The 25,736-nt window shown below is 71.9% G+C and carries 25 protein-coding genes; 18 read left to right on the top strand and 7 right to left on the bottom strand.

Features of this window, described 5'->3' with window-relative positions:
- Positions 1 to 62 precede the first annotated feature (62 nt).
- The 5 genes from ACFULQ_RS40710 (at position 63) to ACFULQ_RS40730 (ending at position 5,796) form a co-directional block, all read left to right on the top strand.
- Complete coding sequence (locus ACFULQ_RS40710) at positions 63 to 968, top strand: universal stress protein (RefSeq protein WP_383554423.1); 906 nt, start codon at positions 63 to 65, stop codon at positions 966 to 968.
- A 25-nt stretch (positions 969 to 993) separates the two neighbouring features.
- Positions 994 to 2,016 carry a zinc-dependent alcohol dehydrogenase gene (locus tag ACFULQ_RS40715; RefSeq protein ID WP_383554426.1) on the top strand — a complete coding sequence of 341 codons (1,023 nt, stop codon included), beginning with the start codon at positions 994 to 996 and terminating at the stop codon, positions 2,014 to 2,016.
- Between the two features lie 26 nt (positions 2,017 to 2,042).
- Positions 2,043 to 2,231, top strand: a complete 189-nt coding sequence (locus ACFULQ_RS40720; RefSeq protein ID WP_383554484.1) for a universal stress protein — start codon at positions 2,043 to 2,045, stop codon at positions 2,229 to 2,231.
- Between the two features lie 276 nt (positions 2,232 to 2,507).
- A complete protein-coding gene (locus ACFULQ_RS40725) occupies positions 2,508 to 3,383 on the top strand; it encodes a universal stress protein (RefSeq protein ID WP_383554428.1) in 876 nt (291 codons plus the stop codon).
- A 43-nt stretch (positions 3,384 to 3,426) separates the two neighbouring features.
- A complete protein-coding gene (locus ACFULQ_RS40730) occupies positions 3,427 to 5,796 on the top strand; it encodes a glycoside hydrolase family 65 protein (RefSeq protein WP_383554430.1) in 2,370 nt (789 codons plus the stop codon).
- Between the two features lie 396 nt (positions 5,797 to 6,192).
- Here ACFULQ_RS40730 and ACFULQ_RS40735 read toward each other — a convergent pair whose 3' ends face one another.
- Positions 6,193 to 6,756: a hypothetical protein gene (locus ACFULQ_RS40735; protein WP_383554433.1), complete on the bottom strand. Its 564-nt coding sequence runs from the start codon at positions 6,754 to 6,756 to the stop codon at positions 6,193 to 6,195.
- Positions 6,757 to 7,048: 292 nt separating this feature from the next.
- Between ACFULQ_RS40735 and ACFULQ_RS40740 the strand changes: the two genes are divergently transcribed.
- The 7 genes from ACFULQ_RS40740 (at position 7,049) to ACFULQ_RS40770 (ending at position 15,045) form a co-directional block, all read left to right on the top strand.
- Positions 7,049 to 8,044 carry an Acg family FMN-binding oxidoreductase gene (locus tag ACFULQ_RS40740; RefSeq protein WP_383554436.1) on the top strand — a complete coding sequence of 332 codons (996 nt, stop codon included), beginning with the start codon at positions 7,049 to 7,051 and terminating at the stop codon, positions 8,042 to 8,044.
- 133 nt (positions 8,045 to 8,177) lie between these two features.
- Complete coding sequence (locus ACFULQ_RS40745; RefSeq protein ID WP_383554439.1) at positions 8,178 to 9,251, top strand: zinc-dependent alcohol dehydrogenase family protein; 1,074 nt, start codon at positions 8,178 to 8,180, stop codon at positions 9,249 to 9,251.
- 16 nt (positions 9,252 to 9,267) lie between these two features.
- The gene (locus tag ACFULQ_RS40750) at positions 9,268 to 9,969 is read left to right on the top strand and encodes a helix-turn-helix domain-containing protein (RefSeq protein WP_383554442.1); all 702 of its coding nucleotides are present in this window, start codon (positions 9,268 to 9,270) and stop codon (positions 9,967 to 9,969) included.
- A 118-nt stretch (positions 9,970 to 10,087) separates the two neighbouring features.
- Entirely contained in the window at positions 10,088 to 10,528 is a 441-nt protein-coding gene (locus tag ACFULQ_RS40755) for a pyridoxamine 5'-phosphate oxidase family protein (RefSeq protein WP_383554445.1), read from the top strand.
- A 182-nt stretch (positions 10,529 to 10,710) separates the two neighbouring features.
- Entirely contained in the window at positions 10,711 to 11,541 is an 831-nt protein-coding gene (locus ACFULQ_RS40760; RefSeq protein WP_383554447.1) for a universal stress protein, read from the top strand.
- Between the two features lie 127 nt (positions 11,542 to 11,668).
- Positions 11,669 to 14,053: a phosphoketolase gene (locus ACFULQ_RS40765; protein WP_383554450.1), complete on the top strand. Its 2,385-nt coding sequence runs from the start codon at positions 11,669 to 11,671 to the stop codon at positions 14,051 to 14,053.
- Between the two features lie 110 nt (positions 14,054 to 14,163).
- A complete protein-coding gene (locus tag ACFULQ_RS40770) occupies positions 14,164 to 15,045 on the top strand; it encodes a universal stress protein (RefSeq protein WP_383554452.1) in 882 nt (293 codons plus the stop codon).
- A gap of 33 nt (positions 15,046 to 15,078) precedes the next feature.
- On the opposite strand, the gene ACFULQ_RS40775 is transcribed toward ACFULQ_RS40770, so the two are convergent.
- Positions 15,079 to 15,531 (bottom strand): pyridoxamine 5'-phosphate oxidase family protein, encoded by a 453-nt coding sequence (locus ACFULQ_RS40775; RefSeq protein ID WP_383554454.1) that lies wholly within the window; start codon positions 15,529 to 15,531, stop codon positions 15,079 to 15,081.
- A 198-nt stretch (positions 15,532 to 15,729) separates the two neighbouring features.
- Positions 15,730 to 16,128 carry a hypothetical protein gene (locus ACFULQ_RS40780; protein ID WP_383554456.1) on the bottom strand — a complete coding sequence of 133 codons (399 nt, stop codon included), beginning with the start codon at positions 16,126 to 16,128 and terminating at the stop codon, positions 15,730 to 15,732.
- A 214-nt stretch (positions 16,129 to 16,342) separates the two neighbouring features.
- Between ACFULQ_RS40780 and gap the strand changes: the two genes are divergently transcribed.
- The 3 genes from gap (at position 16,343) to ACFULQ_RS40795 (ending at position 19,725) form a co-directional block, all read left to right on the top strand.
- Positions 16,343 to 17,371 carry a type I glyceraldehyde-3-phosphate dehydrogenase gene (gene gap / locus ACFULQ_RS40785; protein ID WP_383554459.1) on the top strand — a complete coding sequence of 343 codons (1,029 nt, stop codon included), beginning with the start codon at positions 16,343 to 16,345 and terminating at the stop codon, positions 17,369 to 17,371.
- Positions 17,372 to 17,507: 136 nt separating this feature from the next.
- Entirely contained in the window at positions 17,508 to 19,232 is a 1,725-nt protein-coding gene (locus ACFULQ_RS40790; RefSeq protein ID WP_383554462.1) for a GAF domain-containing protein, read from the top strand.
- 64 nt (positions 19,233 to 19,296) lie between these two features.
- Positions 19,297 to 19,725 carry a hypothetical protein gene (locus tag ACFULQ_RS40795; protein WP_383554465.1) on the top strand — a complete coding sequence of 143 codons (429 nt, stop codon included), beginning with the start codon at positions 19,297 to 19,299 and terminating at the stop codon, positions 19,723 to 19,725.
- Positions 19,726 to 19,774: 49 nt separating this feature from the next.
- On the opposite strand, the gene ACFULQ_RS40800 is transcribed toward ACFULQ_RS40795, so the two are convergent.
- From ACFULQ_RS40800 to ACFULQ_RS40815, 4 genes are all read right to left on the bottom strand, one after another.
- A complete protein-coding gene (locus tag ACFULQ_RS40800; RefSeq protein ID WP_383554468.1) occupies positions 19,775 to 20,332 on the bottom strand; it encodes a potassium channel family protein in 558 nt (185 codons plus the stop codon).
- On the bottom strand, positions 20,329 to 21,237 hold the full coding sequence (locus ACFULQ_RS40805) for a YhjD/YihY/BrkB family envelope integrity protein (protein ID WP_383554470.1): 909 nt from the start codon (positions 21,235 to 21,237) through the stop codon (positions 20,329 to 20,331). The genes ACFULQ_RS40800 and ACFULQ_RS40805 overlap by 4 nt, the downstream gene beginning before the upstream one ends.
- 267 nt (positions 21,238 to 21,504) lie before the next feature.
- The gene (locus ACFULQ_RS40810; protein WP_383554473.1) at positions 21,505 to 22,395 is read right to left on the bottom strand and encodes a universal stress protein; all 891 of its coding nucleotides are present in this window, start codon (positions 22,393 to 22,395) and stop codon (positions 21,505 to 21,507) included.
- A 135-nt stretch (positions 22,396 to 22,530) separates the two neighbouring features.
- On the bottom strand, positions 22,531 to 23,214 hold the full coding sequence (locus ACFULQ_RS40815; protein ID WP_383554475.1) for a DUF4389 domain-containing protein: 684 nt from the start codon (positions 23,212 to 23,214) through the stop codon (positions 22,531 to 22,533).
- A gap of 534 nt (positions 23,215 to 23,748) precedes the next feature.
- On the opposite strand from ACFULQ_RS40815, the gene ACFULQ_RS40820 reads away from it, so the two are divergent.
- The 3 genes from ACFULQ_RS40820 to ACFULQ_RS40830 all read left to right on the top strand — a co-directional run.
- Positions 23,749 to 24,489 (top strand): CBS domain-containing protein, encoded by a 741-nt coding sequence (locus ACFULQ_RS40820; RefSeq protein WP_383554486.1) that lies wholly within the window; start codon positions 23,749 to 23,751, stop codon positions 24,487 to 24,489.
- Between the two features lie 79 nt (positions 24,490 to 24,568).
- The gene (locus ACFULQ_RS40825) at positions 24,569 to 25,156 is read left to right on the top strand and encodes a hypothetical protein (protein ID WP_383554478.1); all 588 of its coding nucleotides are present in this window, start codon (positions 24,569 to 24,571) and stop codon (positions 25,154 to 25,156) included.
- Between the two features lie 160 nt (positions 25,157 to 25,316).
- A partial coding sequence (locus tag ACFULQ_RS40830) for an Hsp20/alpha crystallin family protein (protein WP_383554481.1) occupies positions 25,317 to 25,736 on the top strand: 420 nt, incomplete at its 3' end.

Below are 25,736 nucleotides of genomic sequence, written 5' to 3' on the forward strand. Positions count from 1 at the left end.
GCCAGGGGCCTCATCCGAAGACGACGCTCGAATCGGGACCCCCGATTCAGGAGGTGGAGACCATGACCCGCACCGTCACCGTCGGTCTGGACGGCTCGCGTGAGAGCCGGGCCGCGGCCGAGTGGGCGGCCCGCGAGGCACAGCTGCTCGGCCTGCCGCTCAAGCTGGCCCAGGTCTGGGAGCCGGTACCGGCGCCCATGGCTCAGGCGCCGCTCCTCGGCGCCGAGACGCAGGCGCACTGGACCGAGCGCGTACCCCGTGAAGCGGCCGAGGGCATCCGGCTGCGCCATCCCGGCCTCGACGTGAGCACGGAGCAGTTGTCCGGGCGGCCCGCCGAGATGCTGGCGGGCGCGGCGAAGGGCGCCGAGCTCGTGGTCCTCGGCTCTCGCGGGCTGAGCGGGATCGGCGGCTTCCTGGTCGGCTCGGTCGGGCTGGCCGTGGTGGCGCACGCCGAGCGGCCGGTCGTCCTGGTGCGCGCCGATCAGCAGGCCGCCGACGAGCACGAGTCGGACCCGGCCGGCATCCCGTCCGCCGCGACCCCGTTCCGGCCGGTCGTGCTGGGCCTGGACATCGAGAGCCCGGATCAGGAGCTGATCGAGTTCGCCTTCGCGGCGGCGGCCCGCCGCGCCACGTCCCTGCGGGTCGTGCACGGCTGGAACCCGCCCCCGTACTACGCCTACGGCCTCGCCGCCGACCTCGAACTGCACGACACCCTCGCCCGCCGCGAGTCCGGCGTACTGACCGAGGTCCTGCGCCCGTGGCGGGAGAAGCACCCGGACGTCGAGGTCACCGAGGAGTCCTCCTACGGCACCCCCGGCAACCACCTCGTCGACGCCTCCCGGGATGCCTCGCTGGTCGTCGTGGGTCGCCGGTTCCGCCGCAGCCCGTTCGGCTCCCACATCGGCCCGGTCGCCCATGCCGTCCTGCACCACTCCGTGGCCCCAGTCGCCGTCGTTCCGCACAACTGACCCAGAAAACCGAGGAGTTGAAGAAATGAAGGCAGCCGTCGTCCGAGCTTTCGGCGCGCCCCTGGTCCTTGAGGACCGCCCCGACCCAGAGCCCGGCCCCGGCCAGGTCCGGGTCCGCGTCGAGGCCTCCGGACTGTGCCACACCGACATCCACGCCGCCCACGGCGACTGGCCCGTCAAGCCGAACCCGCCCTTCGTGCCCGGCCACGAGGGCGTCGGCCTGGTCGAGAAGCTCGGCGAGGGGGTCACCCACCTGGCCGTCGGGCAGCGGGTCGCCGTGCCCTGGCTCGGCAAGGCCTGCGGGCGGTGCGAGCACTGCCTGTCCGGCTGGGAGACCCTGTGCGAGGAGCAGGTCAACACCGGGTACGGCTGCGACGGCGGGTACGCCGAGAAGATGCTGGCCTGGGCCGACTTCGCACAGCCCGTGCCCCAGGGCGTCAGCGCCGTGGATGCGGCCCCGCTGACCTGCGCGGGCGTGACGACGTACAAGGCGCTCAAGGTGGCGGGGGTACGGCCCGCGCAGCTCGTGGCGATCTCCGGGATCGGCGGACTGGGCCATCTGGCCGTGCAGTACGCGAAGATCGCCGGCGCCCGGGTGGCCGCGATCGACGTCACCGACGACAAGCTCGAACTCGCCGCCGAACTCGGCGCGGACCTGGTCGTCGACGCCCGCAAGGAGGATGTGGGCGCGGTCCTGAAACGGCACGGCGGTGCGCACGCCGCGATCGCCCTGGCCGTGAACGAGGACGCCTTCGCGGCCGTCAACTCCGGGCTGCGGCGCGGGGGGAAGCTCGTCATGGTCGCTCTGCCCGCGCACGGCACGATCCAGGTCCCGATCTTCGACACCGTCCTCAACGGGACGAGCGTGATCGGCTCGATCGTCGGTACTCGGCAGGACCTCGCCGAGGTGTTCCAGCTGCACGCGGCAGGGCGTACCCGGGTGATCTGCGAGACCCGTCCGCTCGACACGGTCAACGAGTCCATCGACGACGTGCTGCGCGGCCAGGTCAGGGCACGGATCGTCTTCGAGACGGGAGCGGGACGGTGACCGCGCCGCCGAAGGAACTTCCGGTCGTGGTCGGGGTCGACGGCTCCGAGCCCGGTCTGCGTGCCGTGGACTGGGCCTCCGACGAGGCTGCCCTGCGCGGACTGCCGTTGCGCCTGGTGCACGCGTCGGCGGGAGGGAACAGTCTCACGTCCTCCCTGGGCGCCGCGCTCCCTCCTCCGGCAGTTCATGGCGCTCGACGAGGGCAGGGAGGTTGAGTGCCCCTAACGAGCGTCACGGTCGTTGTCCTGTCGACCGCACGGACTGTGCGGACCGTGTCCCTCGCCGGTTTCCCCCGGCGCTCCCGGCACAGGCCCCCGCGGCATGCGGGTACCGGAACCCGCGGGAACGCCGGGCTGCATGACCAGCGGGCCGGGCGGTCGGCCGATGGGGCCGAAGGGCCCTCCGCAAGAGCCATCCGCCTCTCGTCCCGGCCCGCCCGCGGATGCGACGGTAGTGGCAGAGCCCGGCTGTCACCGAAGGCGGTGAGGACGATGACACTCCCCCTGATCGTGGGCGTCGACGGATCGGACGCCTGCCTGCCCGCCGTCGACTGGGCAGCTGACGAGGCCGTACGCCACGGTCTGCCGCTGCGGCTGGTGTACGCCTGCCTGTGGGAGCGCTACGAGGGAGCCGTGCCGTCGACCGCCCTGGCGCGCCCGTCCGAGCGCCTGCTGGCCGAACACATCGTCGCCTCGGCCGCGGAGCGTGCCGCTCGGCGCGACCCGGACCTCAAGGTGACCACCGACATCCTCCCGGCCGAGGCGGCGGACGCCCTGCTGCGCGAGGGCAACAACGCCTTCGCCCTGGTGACCGGATCACGGGGCCGCGGTCAGCTGAAGGGACTGCTCCTGGGCTCGGTCGGCCTGGCCGTCGCGGCCCGCGCGCACTGCCCCGTCATCGTGGTCCGCGGCGCGCCGGCAGCCCTGGACGGCACCCATGAGCGGATCCTGCTCGGCGTGGGCGAACCGGCGGCAGGCGGCGAGGCCGTGCGCTTCGCCTTCCGCGAGGCCGAGGTACGCGGGTGCACCCTGGACGCCGTTCGCGCCTGGCGCTGCCCCGCCCAAGGGAGCGCAGACCACCCCGCCCTCACCGCGCGACAGGGCCACCAGCACGAGGAACACGCGTCGGCCCAGCTGGACGAGGCACTGCGCGACGCCATGGCACAGTACCCGGGCGTCCGGGTGCGTCGTACCACCGTCGAAGGCGCGGCTCGCACCGTCCTCGTGAACCGCTCGGCCGCTGCCGACCTCGTCGTCGTCGGCGCACGACGCCGTTCCGGCTACTTCGGGCTGCAGCTCGGTCGGGTGAGTCACACCCTGCTGCATCACGCCGACTGCCCGGTGGCGGTCGTTCCACAGCCCGTGTGAACTGCGGGTCCACTGCCGAGGTCGCTGAAGGGGGATCGCCGAGGTGACGTCCTGGACGTGGGAGTACGACGGCTACGATCCCGCCGACCAGCGCCTGCGGGAGACGCTGTGCACGCTCGGCAACGGCTATCTGGCCACCCGTGGAGCGCTGCCGGAATGTTCGGCGGACGATGTGCACTACCCGGGCACCTACGTGGCCGGGTGCTATGACCGTCTCACTTCGGAGGTGGCAGGACGCCGGGTCGAGAACGAGGACATGGTCAACCTCCCGAACTGGCTGCCGCTGCGCTTTCGCCCCGCCGGAGGCGAGTGGCTCACCCCGGACACCGCGCCGCTGCTCGACCACGGTTACGTCCTGCACGTGGCCTGCGGTGCACTGGAGCGCCGCTCGCGGTACGCGCTGGGGTCCGGCAAGGCGCTGTCGGTCCGTCAACTGCGGCTGGTGCACATGGCCGATCCCCATCTCGCGGCCCTGCGTACCGAGTTCACCGCCGAGGGTTTCAGCGGTGAGCTGGAGGTCGAGGCCGCGCTGGACGGGACCGTCATCAACGCGGGTGTGCCGCGCTACCGGGACCTGAACGGGCGCCATCTGACCCACGTGCACACGGGCACCACCGCCCCCGACACGATGTGGCTGCGCTGCCGGACGGTCACCTCCGACATCCGCGTCGCGATGGCGGCTCGCCTGACTGCCGACCAGCCGCCGACGGACCCGCACGAACCCGAGCGGGCTGTCCTGAGGACCCGTGTCCGACTGAGCCCGGGCCGCACCGTCACCGTCGACAAGATCGTCGCCGTGCACACCTCGCGCGACCCCGCGATCAGCGACCCGCTCCAGGCCGCCGTCGACCGCGTGGGCGCCGCGCCCGGGTTCGACGTACTCCTCGACTCCCACCTGACGGCGTGGGACCAACTGTGGCGGCGGGCCGAACTCGACGTCCCCGGAGAGGCCGGCCGCATCCTGCGCCTGCACCTCTTCCACGTCCTCATGACTCTCTCCCCGCACACCGCTGACCTCGACGTCGGAGTCCCGGCGCGGGGCCTGCACGGTGAGGCCTACCGCGGTCACGTCTTCTGGGACGAGCTGTTCGTCCTGCCGTACCTGAACCTGCATTTTCCCGAGGTGTCGCGCGCCCTGCTGCGCTACCGCCACCGGCGCCTGGACCGGGCCCGCGCCGCCGCCCGCGCGATCGGCCGACGCGGCGCCCTGTACCCGTGGCAGAGCGGCAGCGACGGCCGCGAGGAGACCCAGGAACTGCACCTCAACCCCCGTTCGGGACGCTGGCTGCCCGACCACTCCCGGCTTCAGCGCCATGTCGGCTCGGCGATCGCGTACAACGTGTGGCGGTACTGCGAGGCCAGCGGCGACCTGGAGTTCCTGCACACCAAGGGCGCCGAGATGCTGCTCCAGATCGCCCGCTTCTGGGCCGACTCGGCCACCTGGGACGAGAACCTGGGACGCCACCGCATCCGGGGTGTCGTCGGCCCCGACGAATACCACGAGGCCTACCCGGACGCCTCGGAGCCCGGCCTCGACGACAACGCGTACACCAACGTCACCGCCGCCTGGGTGCTCACCCGCACCCTTGAGCTGCTGGACACCCTGCCCGCACCGCGCCGCCGCGAACTCGTGGAGCGCGCCGGCCTGGACGGCGGCGAGCTCGAACAGTGGGAGGACGTCTCCCGCACCCTCCACGTGCCCTTCCACCGGGGCGTCATCAGCCAGTTCGAGGGCTACGGCGACCTCGCCGAACTCGACTGGGACGGATACCGCAAGCGCTACGACGACATCCGCCGCCTGGACCGGATCCTGGAGGCGGAGGGCGACACCGTCAACCGCTACCAGGCGTCCAAGCAGGCCGACGTCCTGATGCTCGGGTACCTCTTCGCGCCGTCCGAACTCAAGGAGATCCTCGCCCGGCTGGGCCATCGGCTCGACGACGAGGTCTGGCGGCGTACGGTCGACTACTACCTGCACCGCACCAGCCACGGCTCCACCCTCAGCGGCCTGGTGCACGGCTGGGTCCTCGCGCGGGCCCGGCGCGCGGACGCCTGGACCTACTGCCAGGAGGCCCTGCGCGGCGACATCGCCGACCTCCAGGGCGGCACCACCGCAGAGGGCATTCACCTCGGCGCCATGGCGGGCACCCTGGACCTCGTCCAGCGTGGACTGACCGGCCTCCAGACCCGGGACGGCGCGCTGTGGCTCGACCCGGTGCCGCTGCCCGAACTGTCGTCGTACGGCTTCTCGCTCCGCTACCGGGAGCACTGGGGCGTACGGCTGCGGCTGGAGCGCGGACGTCTCGACGTCCTGGTCCCGTCGTCCGACGCGGACCCGATCGACATCCGGCTGCCAGACCGTGCGGTGGTCGTGGAGCCGGGAGAGAGCGTGCGGCTGATCCTGGAGGCCTGACCCACCGCCACATCGTCTCGCCGTGGTGACGCAAGCCCCCCAAGCCCTCATGGGAAGCCGTTCGCCTCTCTCGTACGGGGGGCCAGGACACCGGAGAGCCTTCTCCCCGCCGGCCTTCTCCAGCTCGCGGCGCCGTCGGAGCCGAGAGGACCGTGCCCGGCGCGCACAGGTGGCCGGTGTCGTACAACCCGCCCGCGAGGATGAGCAGGTGGAGGAACACAGCGCGGGCAACCATGGCTCTGGCCTCAGGGGATTCGACGCCGAACGCAACGGCGTGGTCACTGGCACCCTGTATCGCGTGCCGGGCCCCGGGGCAGCGGCCGACCTGCCCCTTCCCAGGCCGAAAGACCCTGGACCTCGCTGTGGACAGCGCACTCGGGGTGAGCGGCGTGCGGATCAACCGGTGCGGTGCCCCCAGCGCGGGCCCACCATGTCCCATTCCACGTCCCACTGGGCGAGGCGGCGACGGTCGAGTCCCCTGCGTACGACGCTCCCGGCCCCGAACACGACGCCGGAAAGGGCGAAGGCGGACGCCGCGCCCAGCACCCCGGCCTCCACGGAGGCCTCGGTCCGGTTCGGCGGTGCCGTGACCAGGTCGCCTCGGGCGTCGGTCCACACCTCGACCTCGGCACCGGCCGAGCGGCCTGATTCCACCAGCGCCTTGTCGGTGCGCACGGAGCCGTCCGGTGCCGTCCAGCGGACCGTGGCCAACGACCGGAAGCTGTGCGTGGTGGCCCGCGGGGTGTCCGCGAGGAGTACAGCCCGCACTGGTGTTCGCTCGGCGCGCTGCCGGGCGAAGACCCCGTCGGCGCTCTCGGCCGTCACCACACCGGCGACCGTGCCGCCCACAGTCACGAGCACCCAGACGGCCGGCACGAGCCACGCCTCCAGCACGTCCTCACGCCGCCGGAGGGGACTACCGCGCCACCGCCACAGCCACTTCCTCGTCCGCCCGGACATCGGTCCGCACCTCCCCGTTCGCCGTCACTGTCCTGTTCAGGATCGTGACAGCCGTGACCGGGCCGCGGCATGGGCCGGTCAGGGGCGGGCAGCGGGCCCGTCGGGGTCAAGTCCCGGACACGGCAGAGCCGTTCGGCCCGGTACCGATCGCCGCGCCGCGGCTGAGCGTGCCGGGCGCTGTGGCCGTACCCCGGTCGGCCTCGGGGGAGGGACCATCGACCCCTCGCCGGTTCCCTCCCGCGGGCCCATCCTCGAAGGCACTCGTCCGACGCTCGTGCGGGAGGAGAGCATCATGCGCATCGCATCTCTCGACGCCACGACCCTGGAGACCTGTCTGTCGGCCGCAGTGGCGGCGCCGTCGTTCTTGAACAGCCAGCCCTGGCGCTACCGGCTCGACCCCGACACCGTGACCCTGGAGGTGCGCGCCGCCCCGGAACGGAGCCTGCGCCACGCCGACCCCGTCGGCCGCGCCCTGCACATCTCGGTGGGCGCATCCGTCTTCAACCTCCGTGTCGCCGCGCTCCACTTCGGCTGGGCACCGGTCGTGCGCCTGCTGCCCAGCCCCGAGGACCCCGGCCTGCTCGCCACGGTCCGCATGACAGCTCCTGTCCACCGCACCTCGGTCACGTACCGCGCAGACCTCTACCCTGCCGTCTGGCGCAGGCACAGCAGCCGTATGCCCTTCTCCGGCCGGCCGGTCCCCTCGCCGGTCCGCACCGAGCTCGCCGAGGCCGCACACATGGAAGGCGCCACGGTCTCCTTCCCCGCGCCCGCCGAGACGGCCCGTCTGCTGCGCGTGGTGTTCGAGGCCGAGGACCGCAACCGCATCGACACCGACCGCGGCATGGAGAGCCGTCGATGGCTGCACTCGGACGGGAACGGCGCTGCCGACATCGGCCTGCCGAGGACGGCCCTCGGACCGCAGGACGCGCGCGAGCAGATCCCGATGCGCGACTTCACCGCCCAGCGGCATCCCGAACGGCTGCCCGCCCAGGACTTCGAGACCACCCCGGTCATCGCTCTGCTCACGACCGAGCACGACCGGCGCACGGACTGGCTGCGCACCGGACAGGCGCTCGAACACGTGTTGCTGGTGGCAACGGCTCACGGTCTGCGTGCCTCCCTGCTGCACCAGCCGATGGAGTGGCCCGACCTGCGGACCGAGCTGAACCCCGTGCCCGACCACACCGGGCATGCCCAGATGCTGGTCCGTCTCGGTTACGGGCCCGAAGGCCCCGCCACCCCGCGGCGCGCCCCGCAGGCGGTGAGCGTCCTGGGGCCCCGGTGACGACAGCCTGGAAACCGCACGGAGCCGTCCCGCCGCGCGGTGGGGACCGAACGGCCCATGCGGACCTCGGTCACTCCGCCCACGCTGGAAGCGTGGGGCACTCCCGGTGTCCCGGAGTGAAGGAGGAACGGTCATGAAGGGCTTCGTTTTCCACGGCCCCGGACAGTCCGCCTGGGAGAAGGTGCCGGACCCGGCCGTCCAGGAGCCCACCGACGCCGTCGTGCGGGTCAAGGCCGTCACGATCTGCGGGACGGATCTCCACATCCTCAAGGGCGACGTGCCCGAGGTGGAGCCCGGGACGGTGCTGGGCCACGAGGCGGTCGGCGAGATCGTCGAGGTCGGCAGCGACGTGCGCACCGTCCGGCCGGGGGACGAGGTGCTGGTCTCCTGCATCACCGCCTGCGGCCGTTGCCGTTTCTGCCGGCAGGGCGTGTACGGCCAGTGCCTGGGTGGCGGGGGCTGGATCCTGGGCCACCGGATCAACGGTACGCAGGCCGAGTACGTGCGCGTACCCTTCGCGGACCTGTCCGTGCATCCGCTGCCCGGCGGGCTGAGCGAACAGGACGCCGTCCTGTTCGCCGACATCTTCCCGACCGCCTACGAGGTGGGCGTCCTCAACGGTGCCGTGCGGCCCGGGGACACCGTCGCCGTCGTCGGCGCCGGCCCCATCGGACTGGCCGCGATCCGCACCGCGCAGCTGTACACCCCCGAGCGGATCATCGCCGTGGACCTCGCCGACTCCCGGCTCGACGCCGCCAAGCGGCTCGGCGCCGACGCCGTCGTGGCCGTGCGTGAGGACCCCGGCCAACTGGTCGCCGACCTCACCGACGGCCTGGGCGCCGATGTCGTCATCGAGGCCGTGGGTGTCCCCGAGAGCTTCGAGCTGTGCACGCGCATGGTGCGGCCCGGCGGGCACGTGGCGAACGTCGGGGTGCACGGCAAGCCCGCCACCCTGCATCTCGAAGACCTGTGGATCAAGAACGTGACCATGACGACCGGGCTGGTCGACACCTCGTCCACCCCGACCCTGCTGCGGATGGCGGCGGCCGGCCGGCTGCCCACCTCGTCGATGGTGACCCACACCTTCGCGCTGGACAGCATGGAAGAGGCGTACGACGTCTTCGGCCGCGCGCCCGAGACCGGCGCCCTCAAGGTCGTGCTGGGCGAGCCGCGCCACGACACCCTCGCCGTTCCGGCGGCCGTGTGACGAGGAGGAGAGAACGGTGCCCGAGCAGACACCTACCGGCGCAGCGCACCTCCCGACCGACCGCGGTCCGGGTGACCTGGGCCGCCGCCTCGCCGGCAGGCGTGAGGAACTCGGTCTGACCCGGCAGGAGGTGGCCGACCGGGCGGGCGTGGACCCCGGCTACCTCCGGTACCTGGAAGAGACCCCCGCCGTCGCCCCGGGCGTCAGCACCCTCCTACGGCTCGCCGACGCGCTGGAGACCGGGGTCACGGTCCTCACCGGTGGTGAGGTCGATCTGCCGCCGGGCCGGGGCCGGGCGAGCAGAACAGCGGAGTCGGTGGAACTCGGCACGGACGAGTGCTGGGAGCGGCTGTCGACACACGGCGTGGGCAGACTGGGGATGATCACCGGCGAGGGTGTGACGATCCTTCCCGTGAACTACAGCGTCGTCGACGGTGTCATCGCCTTCAGGACCGCTCCCGGCTCCCTCCCGGCCACGGTCCTCGGTGAGCAGGTCGCCTTCGAGGCCGATCACCTGGACGACGTGCTCCGACACGGCTGGAGCGTGCTGGTGCGCGGCCGGGCGCGTGGTGTGACGCGGCCGGACGAGGTACGGCGGCTCACCGAGCGGGCGTACAGCGAACCGTGGGCCGGCGGGCGGCGCGACCTGTGGGTCTGCCTCGAACCGGCCGCGATCACCGGTCGGCTGATCAGGGAGCGGACGGCGGGCGGCGGTTGAACCAACCGGGCAGGGCCGTCCCGCGTGCGGGACGGGACCAATGGCCCCTCATGGACCGGCGTGGCAGGGGCACACGCTGGAGCGGACGAAACACCCCGCGGCGAAGGTTGGACCGGCCATGTATCCCAACGACGGTTTCCGTGAACTGGGCCGGCAGGAGTGTCTGCGCCTGATGGCGAGCGTCCCGGTGGGCCGCATCGTCCACACACGGCACGCCCTGCCTGCCGTCCTGCCGGTCAGCTTTTCCCTGAGCCTCGACGGGGGAGTGCTGCTGCGGACGGCAGAGGCTTCGGAACTGGTCCGCGCGGTCGACGGAGTGGTGGTCGCCTTCGAGACGGACGACGTCGACGCGGCCGCACAGTCCGGCTGGAGCGTCGTCGTCACGGGCCAGGCCGCGGTGGTGACCGATCCCGCCGAGCACGCGAGGCTGTGCCGGGTCGGGCCACGCTCCTGGGCACCCTCGCCCGACGAGGTGTTCGTGCGGATCGCACCCGAGCTGATCGCGGGCCGCGAACTCGTCGGCGGCCGTTCCGCGTACGGCACCCGGCTGGCCTTCTGAGCGAAGGCCGCTGCGGTCTTTGCAGGGCAGGACCGAACGTCCCGGAGCGAAAGGGCCGCACGGCGCCTGTGCCCGACCCACGCGGTCCCTGCCCCCTGCCTCGCGCGTCGACGAGCATCGTCGCAAGAGCCCGGCGGGAGAACGGCCCCCGGGGGAGGGACGCGCACGGAAGGGGCAGGGACATGACTGCACATCGCGTGGTCGTTGGAGTGGACGGCACACTGATCGCCGTACGAGCGCTGGACTGGGCGGCCGAGGAGGCCGAGCGGCGTGGCGCCACCCTGCACGTCCTGTACGCCGTGCCCGATCACGACGAGGCGGGGCCGGTGCTGGCGGCGGCCGCCGCGCGGATGCGCGAGCACCATCCGGGGCTGCCGGTCGTGACCGGGGCCGCCGAAGGCACCGCGGTACAGGCCCTCGTACGGGGGAGCGAGGGCGCCGCCCTCACCGTCGTCGGCACCCGGGGCCTGGGACGGGTCACCGGGGCGCTGTTCGGATCGGTGAGTCTGCGGCTCGCCGGGCACACCCACAGCCCCCTCCTGGTCGTCCGCGGCGACCACCGGTGCGACGGCGGGCGGGAGGTACTGCTCGGCCTGGAGAGCGACACCGACGCGGATGCGGCGGCCTACGCCTTCCAGGAGGCGGAGCGGCGCGGTGCCCGGCTCACGGTCCTGCACGCCTGGAGTCACCGGCACGAGACGCCCGAGCTTCCGTCGCTGATCCCGGGGACGAGCCCGGGACAGCGGGAGGCGGCCCGGCGCGAGGCGGGCGAGGAGGCGGTCGGACGCTTCGACGTGGCCGAACTGCGGCAGCGCCACACCGGGGTCGGTGTGGAGAGCGTGACGGTCCGTACCGACCCGGTGCACGCCCTGCTGGAGGCGACGCGGGAGGCCGGGCTCGTGGTGATCGGGGCCCGCCGTCACGGGCACGGCGGCGCGCCACGTCTGGGCACGGTCGGACACGCCCTGCTGCACCGCTCCCACTGCCCCGTGGTCGTGGTACCGGCCCGATAGGGGGCACTCGGGCGGCCAGGGGTGGCCCGAACGGCCCTGTCGAGTACCCGCCCGGCGGACGGAAGGTGGTCGGGCGCGGCCACCGCGCTCACACTCACCCCGAGACCCGCCACGGAAGGGAAACCCGATGTCCGTCGACACGCAGCAGGCGCCCGCCGAGCTCACGGACGACGAGCTGAAAGCCCTGGACGCCCACTGGCGCGCCGCGAACTACCTGTCTGTCGGTCAGATCTATCTCCTGGCGAACCCCCTGCTGGACGAACCCCTGCGCCCGGAGCACGTCAAGCCGAGGCTGCTCGGGCACTGGGGCACCTCCCCGGGCCTGAACCTCGTGCACACCCACCTCAACCGGGTCGTCAAGTCCCGCGACCGGGACGCCCTGTGCGTGTGGGGGCCCGGCCACGGGGGACCGGCGGTCCTCGCCAACGCCTGGCTGGAGGGCAGCTACTCGCAGACGTACCCCGACGTCAGCAGGGACGCGGCCGGGATGGAGCGGTTGTTCCGGCAGTTCTCGTTCCCGGGCGGGGTGCCCAGCCATGTGGCACCGGAGACCCCCGGGTCGATCCACGAGGGCGGCGAGCTGGGCTATTCGCTGTCGCACGCCTACGGGGCCGCCTTCGACAACCCGGACCTGCTGGTCGCCTGTGTGATCGGCGACGGCGAGGCGGAGACCGGGCCGCTGGCCGCCTCCTGGCACTCCAACAAGTTCCTCGACCCCGTCCACGACGGCGCGGTCCTGCCGATCCTGCACCTGAACGGCTACAAGATCGCCAACCCGACCGTGCTCGCCCGGCTCCCCGAGGCCGAACTCGACGAGCTGCTGCGCGGCTACGGCCACGCGCCGATCCACGTCACCGGCGACGACCCCATGGCCGTGCACCGGGCCATGGCCACGGCCATGGACGACGCCCTGGAGCGCATCGACGCGATCCAGCGCAGCGCCCGCGAGGACGGTGTCTCCGAACGGGCCCACTGGCCGGTGATCGTGCTGCGCACCCCGAAGGGCTGGACCGGCCCCGCCGAGGTCGACGGCCTTCCGGTCGAGGGCACCTGGCGCTCCCACCAGGTGCCGCTGTCCGCCGTACGGGACAACCCCGAGCATCTGCGGCAGTTGGAGGCGTGGCTGCGCTCCTACCGCCCGCGGGAGCTGTTCGACGAGCAGGGACGCCCGCGCACCCAGGTGCTCTCCTGCGTGCCGGACGGCGAGCGCAGGCTCGGCGCGACCCCGCACGCCAACGGCGGACTGCTGACGCGCGAACTGCCGTTGCCGGAGCTGGAGTCGTACGCCGTCCAGGTCGACAAGCCGGGCGCGACGATGCATGAACCCACCCGGGTCCTCGGCGACCTGCTGGAGTACGTCATGCGCAGCACGCACGAGCGCCGCGACTTCAGGCTCGTCGGTCCGGACGAGACCGCCTCCAACCGGCTCCATGCGGTCTACGGGGCGAGCGGCAAGGCCTGGCAGGCGCAGATCCTGCCCGTCGACGAACACCTGGAGCGGCACGGCCGGGTGATGGAGATCCTCTCCGAACACACCTGCCAGGGCTGGCTGGAGGGATATCTGCTCACCGGCCGGCACGGACTGTTCTCCTGCTACGAGGCCTTCGTGCACATCGTCGACTCGATGGTCAACCAGCACATCAAGTGGCTGCGCACCACCCGCAGGCTGCCCTGGCGCGCACCCATTCCCTCCCTCAACTACCTGCTCACCTCGCACGTCTGGCGCCAGGACCACAACGGCTTCTCCCACCAGGACCCCGGCTTCGTCGACCACATCCTGAACAAGAGCCCCGAAGCGGTGCGGGTCTACCTGCCGCCGGACACCAACACCCTGCTGTCCGTGGCCGATCACGTGCTGCGCAGCCGCGACTACGTCAATGTCGTGGTCGCCGGCAAGCAGCCCTGCTTCGACTGGCTGTCCATGGAGCAGGCCCGGGTGCACTGTGCGCGCGGCGCCGGGATCTGGGACTGGGCCGGGACCGAGGACGGCGGCCGGGAACCCGACGTGGTCCTCGGCTGCGCGGGCGACGTGCCCACCCAGGAGGTCCTGGCCGCCGCCCAGCTGCTGCGCCGGCACCTGCCGGACCTGACCGTGCGTGTGGTGAACGTCGTCGACCTGGCCCGGCTGCTGCCGCAGGAGGAGCACCCGCACGGCATGCCGGACGCGGAGTACGACGCCCTGTTCACCCGCGACAAGCCGGTGATCTTCGCTTACCACGGCTACCCGTGGCTGATCCACCGCCTGGCCTACCGGCGGACGGGCCATGCGAACCTGCATGTGCGCGGCTACAAGGAGATCGGTACGACCACGACGCCGTTCGACATGGTCGTCAGCAACGACCTCGACCGGTACCGGCTGGTCATGGACGTCATCGACCGCGTCCCGGGACTCGCGGTGCGCGCCGCCCCCGTACGGCAGCGGATGGAGGACGCCCGCCTGCGGCACCACGACTGGATCCGGGCCCACGGCACCGACCTGCCCGAGGTCGCGGACTGGACCTGGGACGGCTGAGCGGCACCGAGGACATGGGGGCCGTGCGGCGGCCCCACGGGGGACCTGCGGCCCCTTCTGCGGCCGTCATATCTCCGAGAAGAGTGGAGGCACCATCCCGAGGAGGCGCCATGTACCGAACCGTCACCGTCGGTCTGGACGGTTCGCCCGAGAGCCTCGCTGCCGCGGAGTGGGCCGCAGACGAGGCCCGGTCGCGCGCGATCCCACTGCGCCTCGTACATGCCGGAGACCAACCGCCGCACGACTACGTACCGTTCGGCGGTGAGCCCGTGGCGGGTCCCGGCATGGACCATGCCGACCGGATGCTGCGCGAAGTCGCGGCGGCCCTCGCGCATCGCCGGCCCGGGCTGCGTCTCAGGTGGGCCCGGCTCGACGGGAGCCCCGTGGCCGCGCTGACCGATGCGGCTCGCGAGGCGGACCTGCTGGTCCTCGGGTCGAGGGGACTCGGCCGGACCACCGGCTACCTGCTCGGTTCCGTGGCCTCGGCCGTTCTGGCCCGGGCCGAGCGGCCGGTCGTCCTCGTCCGGGACGCGACCGGGGCCCGGCCGGACGGGGAGGGAACCGCGTGGCTGCCCGGTTCGCAACGTGACGTGGTCCTCGGCCTCGACCTGTGCGACAGCCAGGCCGAAACCGTCCTGTACTTCGCTTTCGACACCGCCGCACGCCACCGGGCGGCTCTGAGAGTCGTCCACGGCTGGAAACCCTCCAGCGCTCAAGACGCCGGGCCGGACGAGGAGCCGCAGGTCGGCCGGGCCGAGAGGCTCGCCGAAGCGCTACGGCCCTGGCGGGACAAGTACCCCCAGGTCGAGGTGGCCGAGGAACCCGTGATCGGCACCGCCGGGTCGCATCTGGTGGACGCCTCCCGCGACGCCGGGCTCCTCGTCGTGGGCCGCAGGCGCCGGTCCGCGCAGTTGGGCCCGCACATCGGACCCGTGACACACCACGTGCTCCGGGAGGCGGTCCCACCGGTGGCGGTCGTGCCTCACGACTGACCCGAGCCCCGCCCCTGCGCGGCCGGCGACGGATCAGACGCCGGGCGCGGTGAGGCGGATCCCCGTGACCAGATCCGGCCGGATACGGACCGCGTAGTCCATGGTCTGCTCCACCCAGGGGCGCAACAGCGCCTGGTACCGGGCCAGTTCCTCCGGATCGGTGATCAGGTGGGCGTAACCCGTGACCACCACGCTCCAGCCGAGATGGGTGGCCGGGTCGATGTCGTCGGCCTCGTACGCCACGACGACCCCGAGATCCTGAGCCTGCCGGGTCCGTGACGTCAGCGCCGCGCCGGCATGGGTGCGGATGACGATGTCGCCGTCCGCCAGAACGTGGTTGACCGGGCGGATCGTCGGCAGCGCCTGCTGGGTGAAGACGATGCGCCCGAACGTGACACTGCCCAGGAGCCGCAGCGCCTCGACGCTGCCGATCCCCGTGCTTCGACGGGGTTCGGCAGGGACGGGCTGGGCATTGCCGAGGATCATGACGGAGTCCGTAGGAGTGTGAGGACCGCTTGTTCGTTGTCCAAACATCTGAGCGTCTCGATGCCGACGCCGACAGGGCCGAACGGCCCCGATGTCGTACCCGTCCGGACTCTCCCCGTACGGCGGTGAAACCGCGTGGTTCCGAACGCCGCAACGGCGCGGGCGCCCAGGACCTCGTCCCGGGCGCCCCTCGCCCTGCTAACCCGGCTGTTCGCGCGCCGGCCCGCCCCGCCACGGAGGAGGGCCGGCGGCCCTGCGCGCGGTGTCCTCGCGGTGCGTCATGCGCTCCAACTGACCGCGCAGCCGGTCCTGCAACCGGTCGGCGAGCTCGTGCGCGCTCGCCTCGCGGGCGTGCACGACCACCAGGTCGCGGCCCACCCGTATCTCACCGCCCGCGGTCCACGGCCGTCCGGCGTGATGCGCGCTCGCACGGGAGATCCGCACCTCACCGATGGCAGGCGGGAGACCCGGGCGGTCGAGGACCGCCCGCACCTTGGCCCGGAAGTAGGCGAGCTCCCGCTCGTCCACGTCGCCCTCGGCCCGCATACCGACAGGCCCCGCGACGGGGTCGTCGGCCCCGGTGTCCCTGGGAGTCATGTGTGCCACCCCTTCGATCTCGTACCGGAGACTCCACAGTGGCCGGTGCGCCGCGCCGCTCCCAGGGCCACCCGGCCCCGCGGCCGGGGCCGTCGGGTCCCTGAACCCCGTCGGGGCGGACATCCCCCGGTTGCCCCGTACGGCCCAAGCCCCGCAGCGGGCCCCGGCCGGAGACTGGCAGGCAGACGGACACCGACCGGGGAGGACGACGGACATGAGCGTGCGCGTGGGCATCAACGGTTTCGGCCGTATCGGACGCAACTACCTGCGCTGTGTGCTGGAGCGCGCCGAGCACGGCGCCGGCATGCCGGTGGAGATCGTCGCGGTCAACGACGTCACCTCGCCGGCGGCACTGGCCCATCTGCTGGCCTACGACTCCACGTACGGGCGCATCGGACGGCCCGTCGAGCACGACGAGGGCTCCCTGACCGTGGACGGGCACCGCATCACGGTCACCGCCGAACGCGACCCGGCCGCGCTGGCCTGGAGCGAGCTCGGTGTCGACATCGTCATCGAGTCCACGGGGCGGTTCCGCACCCGGGAGCAGGCCGGGGCGCACCTGAAGGGCGGAGCGCGCAAGGTGCTGCTGTCCGTTCCGGGCAAGGGTGTGGACGCCACGCTCGTGATGGGCGTCAACGAGGGCACGTACGACCCCGAGCGCGACCACGTCGTCTCCAACGCCTCCTGCACCACCAACTGCGTGGCGCCCATGGTGAAGGTGCTCGACGAGCACTTCGGCCTGGTGAAGGGGCTGATGACGACCATCCACGGGTACACCAACGACCAGGTCGTGCTGGACGGCCCGCACAAGGACCTGCGGCGCGGTCGCAGCGCGGCCGTCAACATCATCCCCACGTCCACCGGGGCCGCCCGCGCGGTCGGCCTGGTGCTGCCGGAGCTCGCCGGCACGCTGGACGGGATCGCCGTACGGGTCCCGGTCGAGGACGGGTCGCTGACCGACCTCAGCGTGGTGCTGGAGCGGCCGGGGACGGCCGAAGAGGTCAACGCCGCCTTCCGGGAGGCCGCGGACGGGCCGCTCAAGGGTGTGCTGAGGGTCTCCGACGCCCCGATCGTCTCCCGTGACATCGTGGGCGACCCCGCCTCCTGCGTCCTGGACGCCCCGCTCACCCAGGCGCACGGTGACCTGGTCAAGGTCTTCGGCTGGTACGACAACGAATGGGGTTACACCAACCGGCTCCTCGACCTGACCCAGTACGTCGCCGCACGTCTTCCGCGCGACTGACACGCAGGGTCACTCGGGTGGGACCCCGCCTCCCGATCCCGTACCGTCCGGGCCCCCGGACCATTACCTTGGCACATGACGGCAGATGACGGCACGTGACGGCACGGGGTCGGCCAAGGGGTCTGGAGGATCACAGGTGGGTGGCTCGGAGGGAACCGAAAAGGCCCGTATCCGGCTGCCACAGCTGAGGCTGGACGAGCTGCTGGAGGAGCTGCAGGCCCGTCTCGACGCGGCCCGCGGCACCCGCGACCGTGTGCACAGCCTCCTTGAGGCCGTGCTCTCGGTCGGCCGTGAACTCGACCTGGAGCAGGCACTGCACAGCATCGTCGAGGCGGCCGCCGCCCTGGTGGACGCCCAGTACGCGGCCCTCGGCGTGATCGGCCCCGACGGCAAGAGGCTCTCCGCCTTCCACACCGTCGGGGTCACCGACGAACAGATCGCCAGGATCGGCCCTTACCCGGAGGGCCACGGCATCCTCGGGGAACTCATCCGCCATCCCGAGCCCCTGCGGCTGACCAAGCTGTCCACGCACTCCGCCTCCTACGGGTTCCCGGCCCACCACCCCCCGATGAACACCTTCCTCGGCGTCCCGATCCGGGTGCGCGAACAGGTCTTCGGCAATCTGTACCTCACCGAGAAGCGGGGTGGCGTGCAGTTCGACGAGGAGGACGAGGCGGTCCTGTCGACGCTCGCGGTGGCCGCCGGCGTCGCCATCGACAACGCCCGCCTCTACGAGGACTCCCGGCTGCGTGAGCGCTGGCTGCGGGCCAACGCGGAGATCACCCACCGCCTGATGTCGGGCGGCGCGCACACGGAAGTTCTCCGGCTCATCGCGGACCGGGCCCGGGAGAACACGGGCGCCGCACTCGCCCTGGTCGCGACACCCATGGGCGACACCGACTCGCTCACCGTGGAACTGGCCGTGGGCCAGGGGGCCGAGGCACACCGAGGGCTCGTCCTGCCCGTGGGCGGCAGCCTCATCGGACACGCTTTCGCCTCCGCGTCACCGGTGACCAGCGCGGACATCTCCACCGACGAGCGGATCCCGTCGGCTCCCGAGCGCTTCGGCGGGCTGGGCCCGGCGGTCGGAGTGCCCATCGGCTCCGGCGCCGACGGGGTACGCGGGGTCGTCCTGCTGGCCCGCGAGGCCGGCCGGCCCCCGTTCACCGACAAGGAGATCGAACCCCTGCGCGGTTTCGCCGCACAGGCCGCGGTCGCCATGGAACTCGCGGAGCGCCGCCAGGACGCCGAGGAGATCGCGGTGCTCAAGGACCGCGACCGCATCGCCCGCGACCTGCACGACCTGGCCATCCAGCGGCTGTTCGCCACCGGTATGACGCTGCAGAGCGCCGGGCGCCGTATCGACAACGCGGAGGCCGCCGAACGCGTGGTGCGCGCCGTGGACGACCTGGACGAGACCATCAAGATCATCAGGTCGACCATCTTCGGCCTGCGCGCACGCGAGGACGGCGCCGGATCGGGACTGCGGGCCCGCACGGTCCAGGTGGTCGGGGAGGCGGCACCGGTACTGGGTTTCGCCCCCAGCATCCGGATGGAGGGCCTGGTCGACACGGACGTGCCCCGGGAGATCGCCGACGACGTGGTCGCCGTCCTCTCCGAAGCGCTGACCAACATCGCCCGGCACGCCCGTGCCAAGCGCGCCGACGTGGTCCTGGAGACCGACGGGCGCGAAGTGAAGCTGACCGTGTCCGACGACGGAGTCGGCATTCCGGCCGAGGGCCGCCGCAGCGGGCTGCGCAACATGGCCGACCGCGCGGAGGGGCTCGGCGGAGACCTGACCACCGACTGTCCCGAGCACGGCGGCACCACCCTGGTGTGGCGGGCCCCCGTGTCCGACTGAACCGACTGCCCAACAGGGGGCCTGTGGCCGGGTGTTACGGCCGGGTGGCCGATGCCTGTGTTTCGTGCGCCCGACGATCCTGGATGCCGATCGCGGCGATGGTCGCGATGAAGCCGAGCCTGGAGCAGGCCACGCTCGCTGCCGCACAGCCCCTGATGGGGCGCTGATCGGCGCGGTGGTGGCGGTGCTGCTGTTGCTGATCCCGGCCGGCGTGCATGGGCTGAGGCTGTTCGCGGTCGAGCGGGGACTGGAAGTGGTCGCGATCGTGTTGTTGCTGCACGCGGCGGCGATGCACTTTTGGAACTACGCGCTCCACACGGCGGCGGTGGCGGCGGTGCTCATTCTGGTGGATCTTCCCCAGCCTTCTCATTACGCGGACGAGGGCTACCGGGTGCTGTGGACGTTGTGCGGCGTGGGGATCGGTCTGCTGGTCATGGTGCTGGCCGGCCTGCTCGCCAAGCGCACCGCCAAAGCATCGCCGCGGCCGGCCTGAACCTGAACGCTCCGGTCCCGCGTCAGCGTCCGTGGGCGCTGGACCGGAGCTAGTCCGAGGTGGCTGCCTTGCGTTCCTGGCCGCGGCGGACCGCGGCCAGGATGGCCTTGACGGCCAGGCCCAGGACGATCAGGTTGGTGATCATCTGGACGGTGACCAGCAGCCGCGCCGTCTGACTCTTGGCGGTGATGTCGCCGAAGCCGACGGTGGAGAACACGGTGACGGTGAAGTAGAGGCCGTCGGTGTGGGAGAGGTGTTCGCCGAAGCTGCCGGGCGACAGCGATGCGAGGGCGACGTAGGCGGCCGCGAACAGCAGCAGGAAGAAGGGGACGCACGTCGCCAGCGCTTCGGCGGCGCGTAGCCCCGGGTACGGGGAGCGCAGGATCATGCGGACCTGTCCCGCGGTCAGGATGACGAACACGGCCAGCCCGATCAGCAGGATCGGGAGGGTGGTGGTCGTGGAGGCGTGGTCCAGGGGCAGCAGGTAATACGCGGTCACGAGTACGGCGACCGTGGCGGGGACGCGGAGCGCGGTCAAGGTGATGCGGCGGAACGAGGGCCGGGCACCGCCTTCATCGCGGCGGGGCTCACCGGTGTCAGAGGTCATGACGCCCGCCGCATCTTCTTGAGCGCGGCCCGGAAGGACATGGCGCGGTCGTGCCACATCATGCCGACGGCGGCGCCCAGGGTGATCACCACTCCGATCGCGATGAAGAACGACATGAGGGCGAAGACCACCCCGATCGGCCCGTACTTGTGTTCGTAACTGATGACCATGCCGGAAAAGACGAAGTGGAAGACCACCAGCATGCCGATCCAGAACGCGCCGGTGGCGACGGCGCACGGCAGCAGCCTGCGCCAGGCGACCTCGCCGGCCAGCAGGAACCACATCGTCAGCCACCAGAAGCCAACGCAAGCCGGGATGTTGACGATCCACCACGCGACGGGTGCAGCCGAGTGCACCGCGTGCCCGGCCGTGGTGCCCGCGGAAGTCCAGACGACCACCCCAGCCAGCCAGACCAGCGCGCGCAGCCGGTCCCCTGCCCCATGCCGACGGACATCGAACACCTGCTGGTACAGGGTCTGGAACGCGGAGGCCGCCGCGAAGCCGCTGAGGACGACGAACACCCACGACAGGCCGGTCACCGCCGAGGAGGTGGCCGTGGAGGAGGTGAACAGATCACCGACATCGGCGGCGGCCTCACGGCTGAGCCCCAGCCGTTCGCTCAGGAACGACACCGCCGACCGCCCCGCCAGAGCAGCGACGATCAGCATGAACGGGACAGCGCACAACAGCAGCGTCGCGGCCAGCAGCATGGCCCGGTTCAAGAAGTCCACCGCGTCCAGTCGGCGCCACAGGTTCTCGGCCCAGGACCCGGAATACTTCGCCTTGCCCCACTCGGCGACGCGCCGCGTACGCCCGGCCTCCTCATCCGGCGGCCTGGTCTCATCGGCGGTCTGTGCCCCGTGGTTGTCACGTGAATCACCTGGGGACTCACCCGTCGACCGCATGATGCATCCTCCCGGCGATAACCACCTGGAACGATGATCGACTGCAAGCCCTTGCGTGCCGACGACGCGCGTTTCAAGGTCACGCTGTCACCTCAACGGCTGCACCCCTTGCATGCCACGGACGAGTCCTTCGACTCGGTCTCGTTCATCCTGGACGCAGACGCCGGCCTTCGAGGGCTTCAAGCAACTTCCGTCCGACCTCGGACACGAGCGGCCCCTCAGGGGCCGGGCGGCCTCACCGAGGGGCCGGGCGGGGTGCGTTCCCCGTCACTCGTGCGGTACGACGGCGACCGGGCAGCGGGCGTGGTGCACCACCGCGTGCGCGACCGGGCCGGTGTGGGTGCCGAGCACGGCCGTGCGGATCCGGCGTCCGACGACCAGCAGACCGGCGTCCTGAGTGATGTCCAGCAGCCGCTGTGCCGGGCGCCCCTCCTCGGCCAGAGCCTCCAGCTCGAGGGCGGGATACTTCTCCCGCCAGGGCCCGAGCACCTGGTCCAGGCGCCGCGTGGCGGTCTCCCGCAGCGTCCTGCGCGCCTTGGCCTCGGCCGCGAGGGGCATGTAGGGCAACTGCAGGGTGTACAGCACCCGCAGGGGTGCCGCGTGCAGAGCGGCGGTCTCGAAGGCGAAAGCGAGCAGTTCCTCGCACGAGTGCGCCGGATCGAGACCGACCACGACGGCGCGGTACGGCGTGACCACCGACGGCCCCCCCTCGGCGTCCGGCTGGTGCTCGTCCTCGGTCTTCCGACCCGCCCGTACGAGGACCACCGGCCGTACCGCGTGTGCCACCGTCGCCGACGCCACCGAGCCCGCCATGAAGCCGCCGAAACCGCTGAAGGCGCGACTGCCGAGGACCAGCAGTTCGGATTCGGCGCTCGCCGTGACGAGTGCGTCGGCCGCGGGCCGGGCGATCTGGTCTCCGCTCAGACGCACCTGCGGGTACTTCTCGGCGAGGGGGTCCATGGCGCTGCGCAGGATCCGACGCGCCCAATGGCGAGGCACCTCCAGCTCGGGAAGGTCGGCCGCGTCGGGCGGCAGCCCCTCCCAGGCGTGGATCAGGCGCAGGGGAAGTCCGCGCAGCAGGGCCTCCCCGGCCGCCCAGTCGGCGGCGGCGAGGCTTTCAGGTGAACCGTCCAGGCCTACGACAATCGGACGAAGCACGGCCAACACCTCCCTGGTCCGGTGTCCCACGTATGCTTCTGTGCCTCCCCCCGGTTCCAGGATCCGTGCGCACGGGCGCACCGGGCAGGGGCCGGCCGTCCCCTCCCCGGTGCCGAACGGCCTGTACGGCGGGGCTCACGGGGTAACCGGGCTGGTGCCACGCGGCTCCGGTCCGGCAGGTTCCGTGCCTCCCATGTCCAGGCGGAAGGGTGGGTACTGGTCCGTCATCAGGGCGACGTAGGCGGCGACCCGCAGCACCCAGCGGTTGAGACCCAGGACGAGGTCGAAGATCTGCTTCGGGTACTTCTCGGTGAAGCCCAGGACCACGGCTGCGACGAGCGTCAGCACGGTGATGAGTCCGCCGTCCCACCAGCCCATGCGCAGCCCGCCGAGGAAGAACCCGATGACGATGTAGTGCGGAATGGCCAGCAGCCACCACTTCACCAGCACCAGACCGCGGGAGAGGTGCTCGGGGTAGGCGACGTCCAGCCGCGCCGGATAGTCCGGTTCCTCCTTGAGACTGAACGGCGGATAGCGGTCCGTGCCGAGGGCGCCGTACGAGTAGTAGGCGACCCGCCAGCTCCAGCGCAGCACCCCGAGGTTGAAGTCGAACAGCGAGCGCGGGTAGCGGCCCGTGAACAGGATGGCGAAGAAGGCGGCCACGCTGACGAAGGTGAAGCCGATCCAGAGGAAGAACAGCACCACGTAGTGGGGAATGACCAGGATCCACTTCACCAGCCACAACCAGCGCGACAGCGGTGCGTCGAGCACCGCTTCGACCCGGACCGGTCGGTCCGGTACTCCGGCAAGGGTCGTCATGGTGATCAGCTCCTTCGCCCGCGGCGGGACATGCCTATTCACTCCCATGACCAGCGTGACCGCCGTACGCCCGCGGCCGCGAGGGCCGGCCGGGTCCGCCGACGGGTCCGACGGGCCCCTGCCGGACGGGCCTGCGCGGCGACCGGCACCGGGACCACCGGACAGTGCGCGTGGCGGAGCAGAACACGGGGGTTACTGGCGTCGGCCGGCGGGCGGGGCGGCCCTTTCGGCGGTGAGCGACGATCAGGACGAGGTCGGCCGTCACCGACCCGTCCACCAGGGCGCGGTCCGGTGCGCTGTGCAGCGGGTCGTCGTCCACCGCCCACACGACCGCCACCGGGGTCCGCACGGGACCGATCGGCACCGCTTCGGCGGGCGGTCCGGGACGACGCACGCGGGGGACGGCTCAGGACCTTGACAGGGACCGATCGGCCCATGTGCTTCGCGCGCCGAAGACCGAGTCTGTAATCAGGACGCGGTACGCCCTCCCATGGGGACGTGGCCGTTCGTACCCCGGCAGCACCGGAGGCCACCATGCACGGCACCCCGCACACCGTCACCGACGTGATGACCCGCACCGTCGTCGCCGTGGCGCGCGACACGGTCTTCAAGGACATCGTGAAGGCCATGGCGAAGTGGCGCGTGAGCGCCCTGCCCGTCGTCGATGGTGACCACCGAGTCCTGGGTGTGGTGTCCGAGGCGGACCTGCTGCCCAAGGAGGAGTTCCGCGACGGCGACCCGGACCGGTACGCCCGGCTGCGTCGTCTGTCCGACCTGGCCAGGGCCGGGGCGCGAACCGCCGAGGAGCTGATGACGGTTCCCGCCGTCACCGTCCGGGCCGACGAGACGCTCGCCCGGGCGGCCCGGACCATGGCGCGCACCAGGGCCAAGCGGCTGCCGGTGGTGGGCGCCGAGGGAGTCCTGGAGGGCATCGTGAGCCGTTCGGACCTGCTCAAGGTGTTCCTGCGGGACGACGAGGAGATCGCGAAGGAGGTCCGTGACCACGTCGTCGCGTTCCTCTTCCCCGATCACGAGGAGCCCATCCGGGTGATGGTGCACGACGGCGTCGTGACCCTGACCGGTCGGGTCCGGGACACCTCGATCGTGCCCGTCGCGGCTCGCCTCGTAAGGGCCGTGGAAGGAGTCGTCGATGTGGACTGCGCACTCCTGGGCGCACCCCGCAGGCCGGATCTCGACCCGGATCTCCCCGAGGGCACGCCGACGGCGCACGCGACCGTGGACGGGGCGCTCTCGTCGGACGGCCGCTCTTCCTGACAGACACGCCTGGGCGGCCCCCTCGCAGGTCCGTCCGAGCACGAGAGGTTGCGACAGGAAAGGAGAGGGGTGCCGACTCGTGGCAGGGACGAGGCGCGCGCGTGCGCAGAGAAAGCTGCTGTGGCGGTGGCGGCGCAACCCGCTCCGCCGTCGCTGTGACAGGGTGGAGGCGTGGATCGTCCTGGCCACCTGGATCGTGGCCCTGGCCGGCGGCCTGCTCGCCGGAGAGGCGGCGGGCTCGGCCATGGAGGACGACCTCGCCACCCGACGAGCCGCCGTGCACGCCGTATCGGCGGTGCTGATCGAGGACGCGGACGGAACCCCCGCGGTGACGGAGGACGGCATCGGTGACACGGTGCACGCGAAGGTGCGCTGGACGGCCGCCGACGGTTCCGCACACACCGGGCTGACCCGCACCGAACCGGGCCGTGCGAAGGGGAGCTCGGTCACCGTGTGGATCGATCGCCGGGGCGACCTGGCACGGGCACCCCTCACCGCGGGCGAGGCGCGTCTGCAGTCGGCACTCGCGGGTGTGCTGGTCGCGGTCGGCACCGGTGCCGTGGCCTTCGGCTGCGGCCGGCTGGCCCGGCTGCGGCTGGACCGTCGGCGCATGCGTGACTGGGAGTCGGAGTGGGAGCGGGTCGCGCCGAGCGGCGGAAGGACATGACAGGTCCGGGGAAGGCCGGGACCGGTGCGGTAGCAGGGCGAAGGACAAGGGGTCACCGGGCGAAAGAGCCGACCGGGTCCCTCGTGGGGCCGGTCGGCTCACGCGCGTACCCGTCCTCGCGCATGACGCTTGAGTCGTCAGGAGCGAAGAGGAGGGTGACATGAGCGGCATGATCGAGCGGCTCACCGGCTGGCCGGCACTGCCCGACCTGTTCGGTTGGGTGGAGACCGGACTTCCCGTGGCGCACACCGCGCCGGGGACGCACGGTATCCGGATCGAGGAGCGGTTGACGGACGGCGCGTACGTCCTGCGTGCGGAGCTGCCGGGCGTCGACCCTGAGAAGGACGTCGAAATCACCGTCACGGAGGGGGTCCTCGTACTGCGCGCGGAGCGGACCGGGGAGACCGCGGACAAGCAGCACACCGAGTTCCGCTACGGGACTTTCACCCGTTCGGTCCGGCTGCCGGCCGGAGCCAGGGGCGACGAGGCCACGGCGGAGTACAAGGACGGCGTGCTCACCATCGCGGTTCCGATCCCGGAGGCGAAGACGGAGAGCATGACCATTCCGGTGCGGCAGGGC

This window comes from Streptomyces sp. NPDC057253, assembly GCF_042669125.1.
Classification (GTDB): domain Bacteria; phylum Actinomycetota; class Actinomycetes; order Streptomycetales; family Streptomycetaceae; genus Streptomyces.

Coding starts and splice junctions, on each gene's coding strand:
- ACFULQ_RS40710 (WP_383554423.1), top strand. CDS start 63: ATGACCCGCACCGTCACCGTCGGTCTGGACGGCTCGCGTGAGAGCCGG.
- ACFULQ_RS40715 (WP_383554426.1), top strand. CDS start 994: ATGAAGGCAGCCGTCGTCCGAGCTTTCGGCGCGCCCCTGGTCCTTGAG.
- ACFULQ_RS40725 (WP_383554428.1), top strand. CDS start 2,508: ATGACACTCCCCCTGATCGTGGGCGTCGACGGATCGGACGCCTGCCTG.
- ACFULQ_RS40735 (WP_383554433.1), bottom strand. CDS start 6,756: ATGTCCGGGCGGACGAGGAAGTGGCTGTGGCGGTGGCGCGGTAGTCCC.
- ACFULQ_RS40740 (WP_383554436.1), top strand. CDS start 7,049: ATGCGCATCGCATCTCTCGACGCCACGACCCTGGAGACCTGTCTGTCG.
- ACFULQ_RS40745 (WP_383554439.1), top strand. CDS start 8,178: ATGAAGGGCTTCGTTTTCCACGGCCCCGGACAGTCCGCCTGGGAGAAG.
- ACFULQ_RS40755 (WP_383554445.1), top strand. CDS start 10,088: ATGTATCCCAACGACGGTTTCCGTGAACTGGGCCGGCAGGAGTGTCTG.
- ACFULQ_RS40760 (WP_383554447.1), top strand. CDS start 10,711: ATGACTGCACATCGCGTGGTCGTTGGAGTGGACGGCACACTGATCGCC.
- ACFULQ_RS40765 (WP_383554450.1), top strand. CDS start 11,669: ATGTCCGTCGACACGCAGCAGGCGCCCGCCGAGCTCACGGACGACGAG.
- ACFULQ_RS40770 (WP_383554452.1), top strand. CDS start 14,164: ATGTACCGAACCGTCACCGTCGGTCTGGACGGTTCGCCCGAGAGCCTC.
- ACFULQ_RS40775 (WP_383554454.1), bottom strand. CDS start 15,531: ATGATCCTCGGCAATGCCCAGCCCGTCCCTGCCGAACCCCGTCGAAGC.
- ACFULQ_RS40780 (WP_383554456.1), bottom strand. CDS start 16,128: ATGACTCCCAGGGACACCGGGGCCGACGACCCCGTCGCGGGGCCTGTC.
- gap (WP_383554459.1), top strand. CDS start 16,343: ATGAGCGTGCGCGTGGGCATCAACGGTTTCGGCCGTATCGGACGCAAC.
- ACFULQ_RS40800 (WP_383554468.1), bottom strand. CDS start 20,332: ATGACCTCTGACACCGGTGAGCCCCGCCGCGATGAAGGCGGTGCCCGG.
- ACFULQ_RS40805 (WP_383554470.1), bottom strand. CDS start 21,237: ATGCGGTCGACGGGTGAGTCCCCAGGTGATTCACGTGACAACCACGGG.
- ACFULQ_RS40815 (WP_383554475.1), bottom strand. CDS start 23,214: ATGACGACCCTTGCCGGAGTACCGGACCGACCGGTCCGGGTCGAAGCG.
- ACFULQ_RS40820 (WP_383554486.1), top strand. CDS start 23,749: ATGCACGGCACCCCGCACACCGTCACCGACGTGATGACCCGCACCGTC.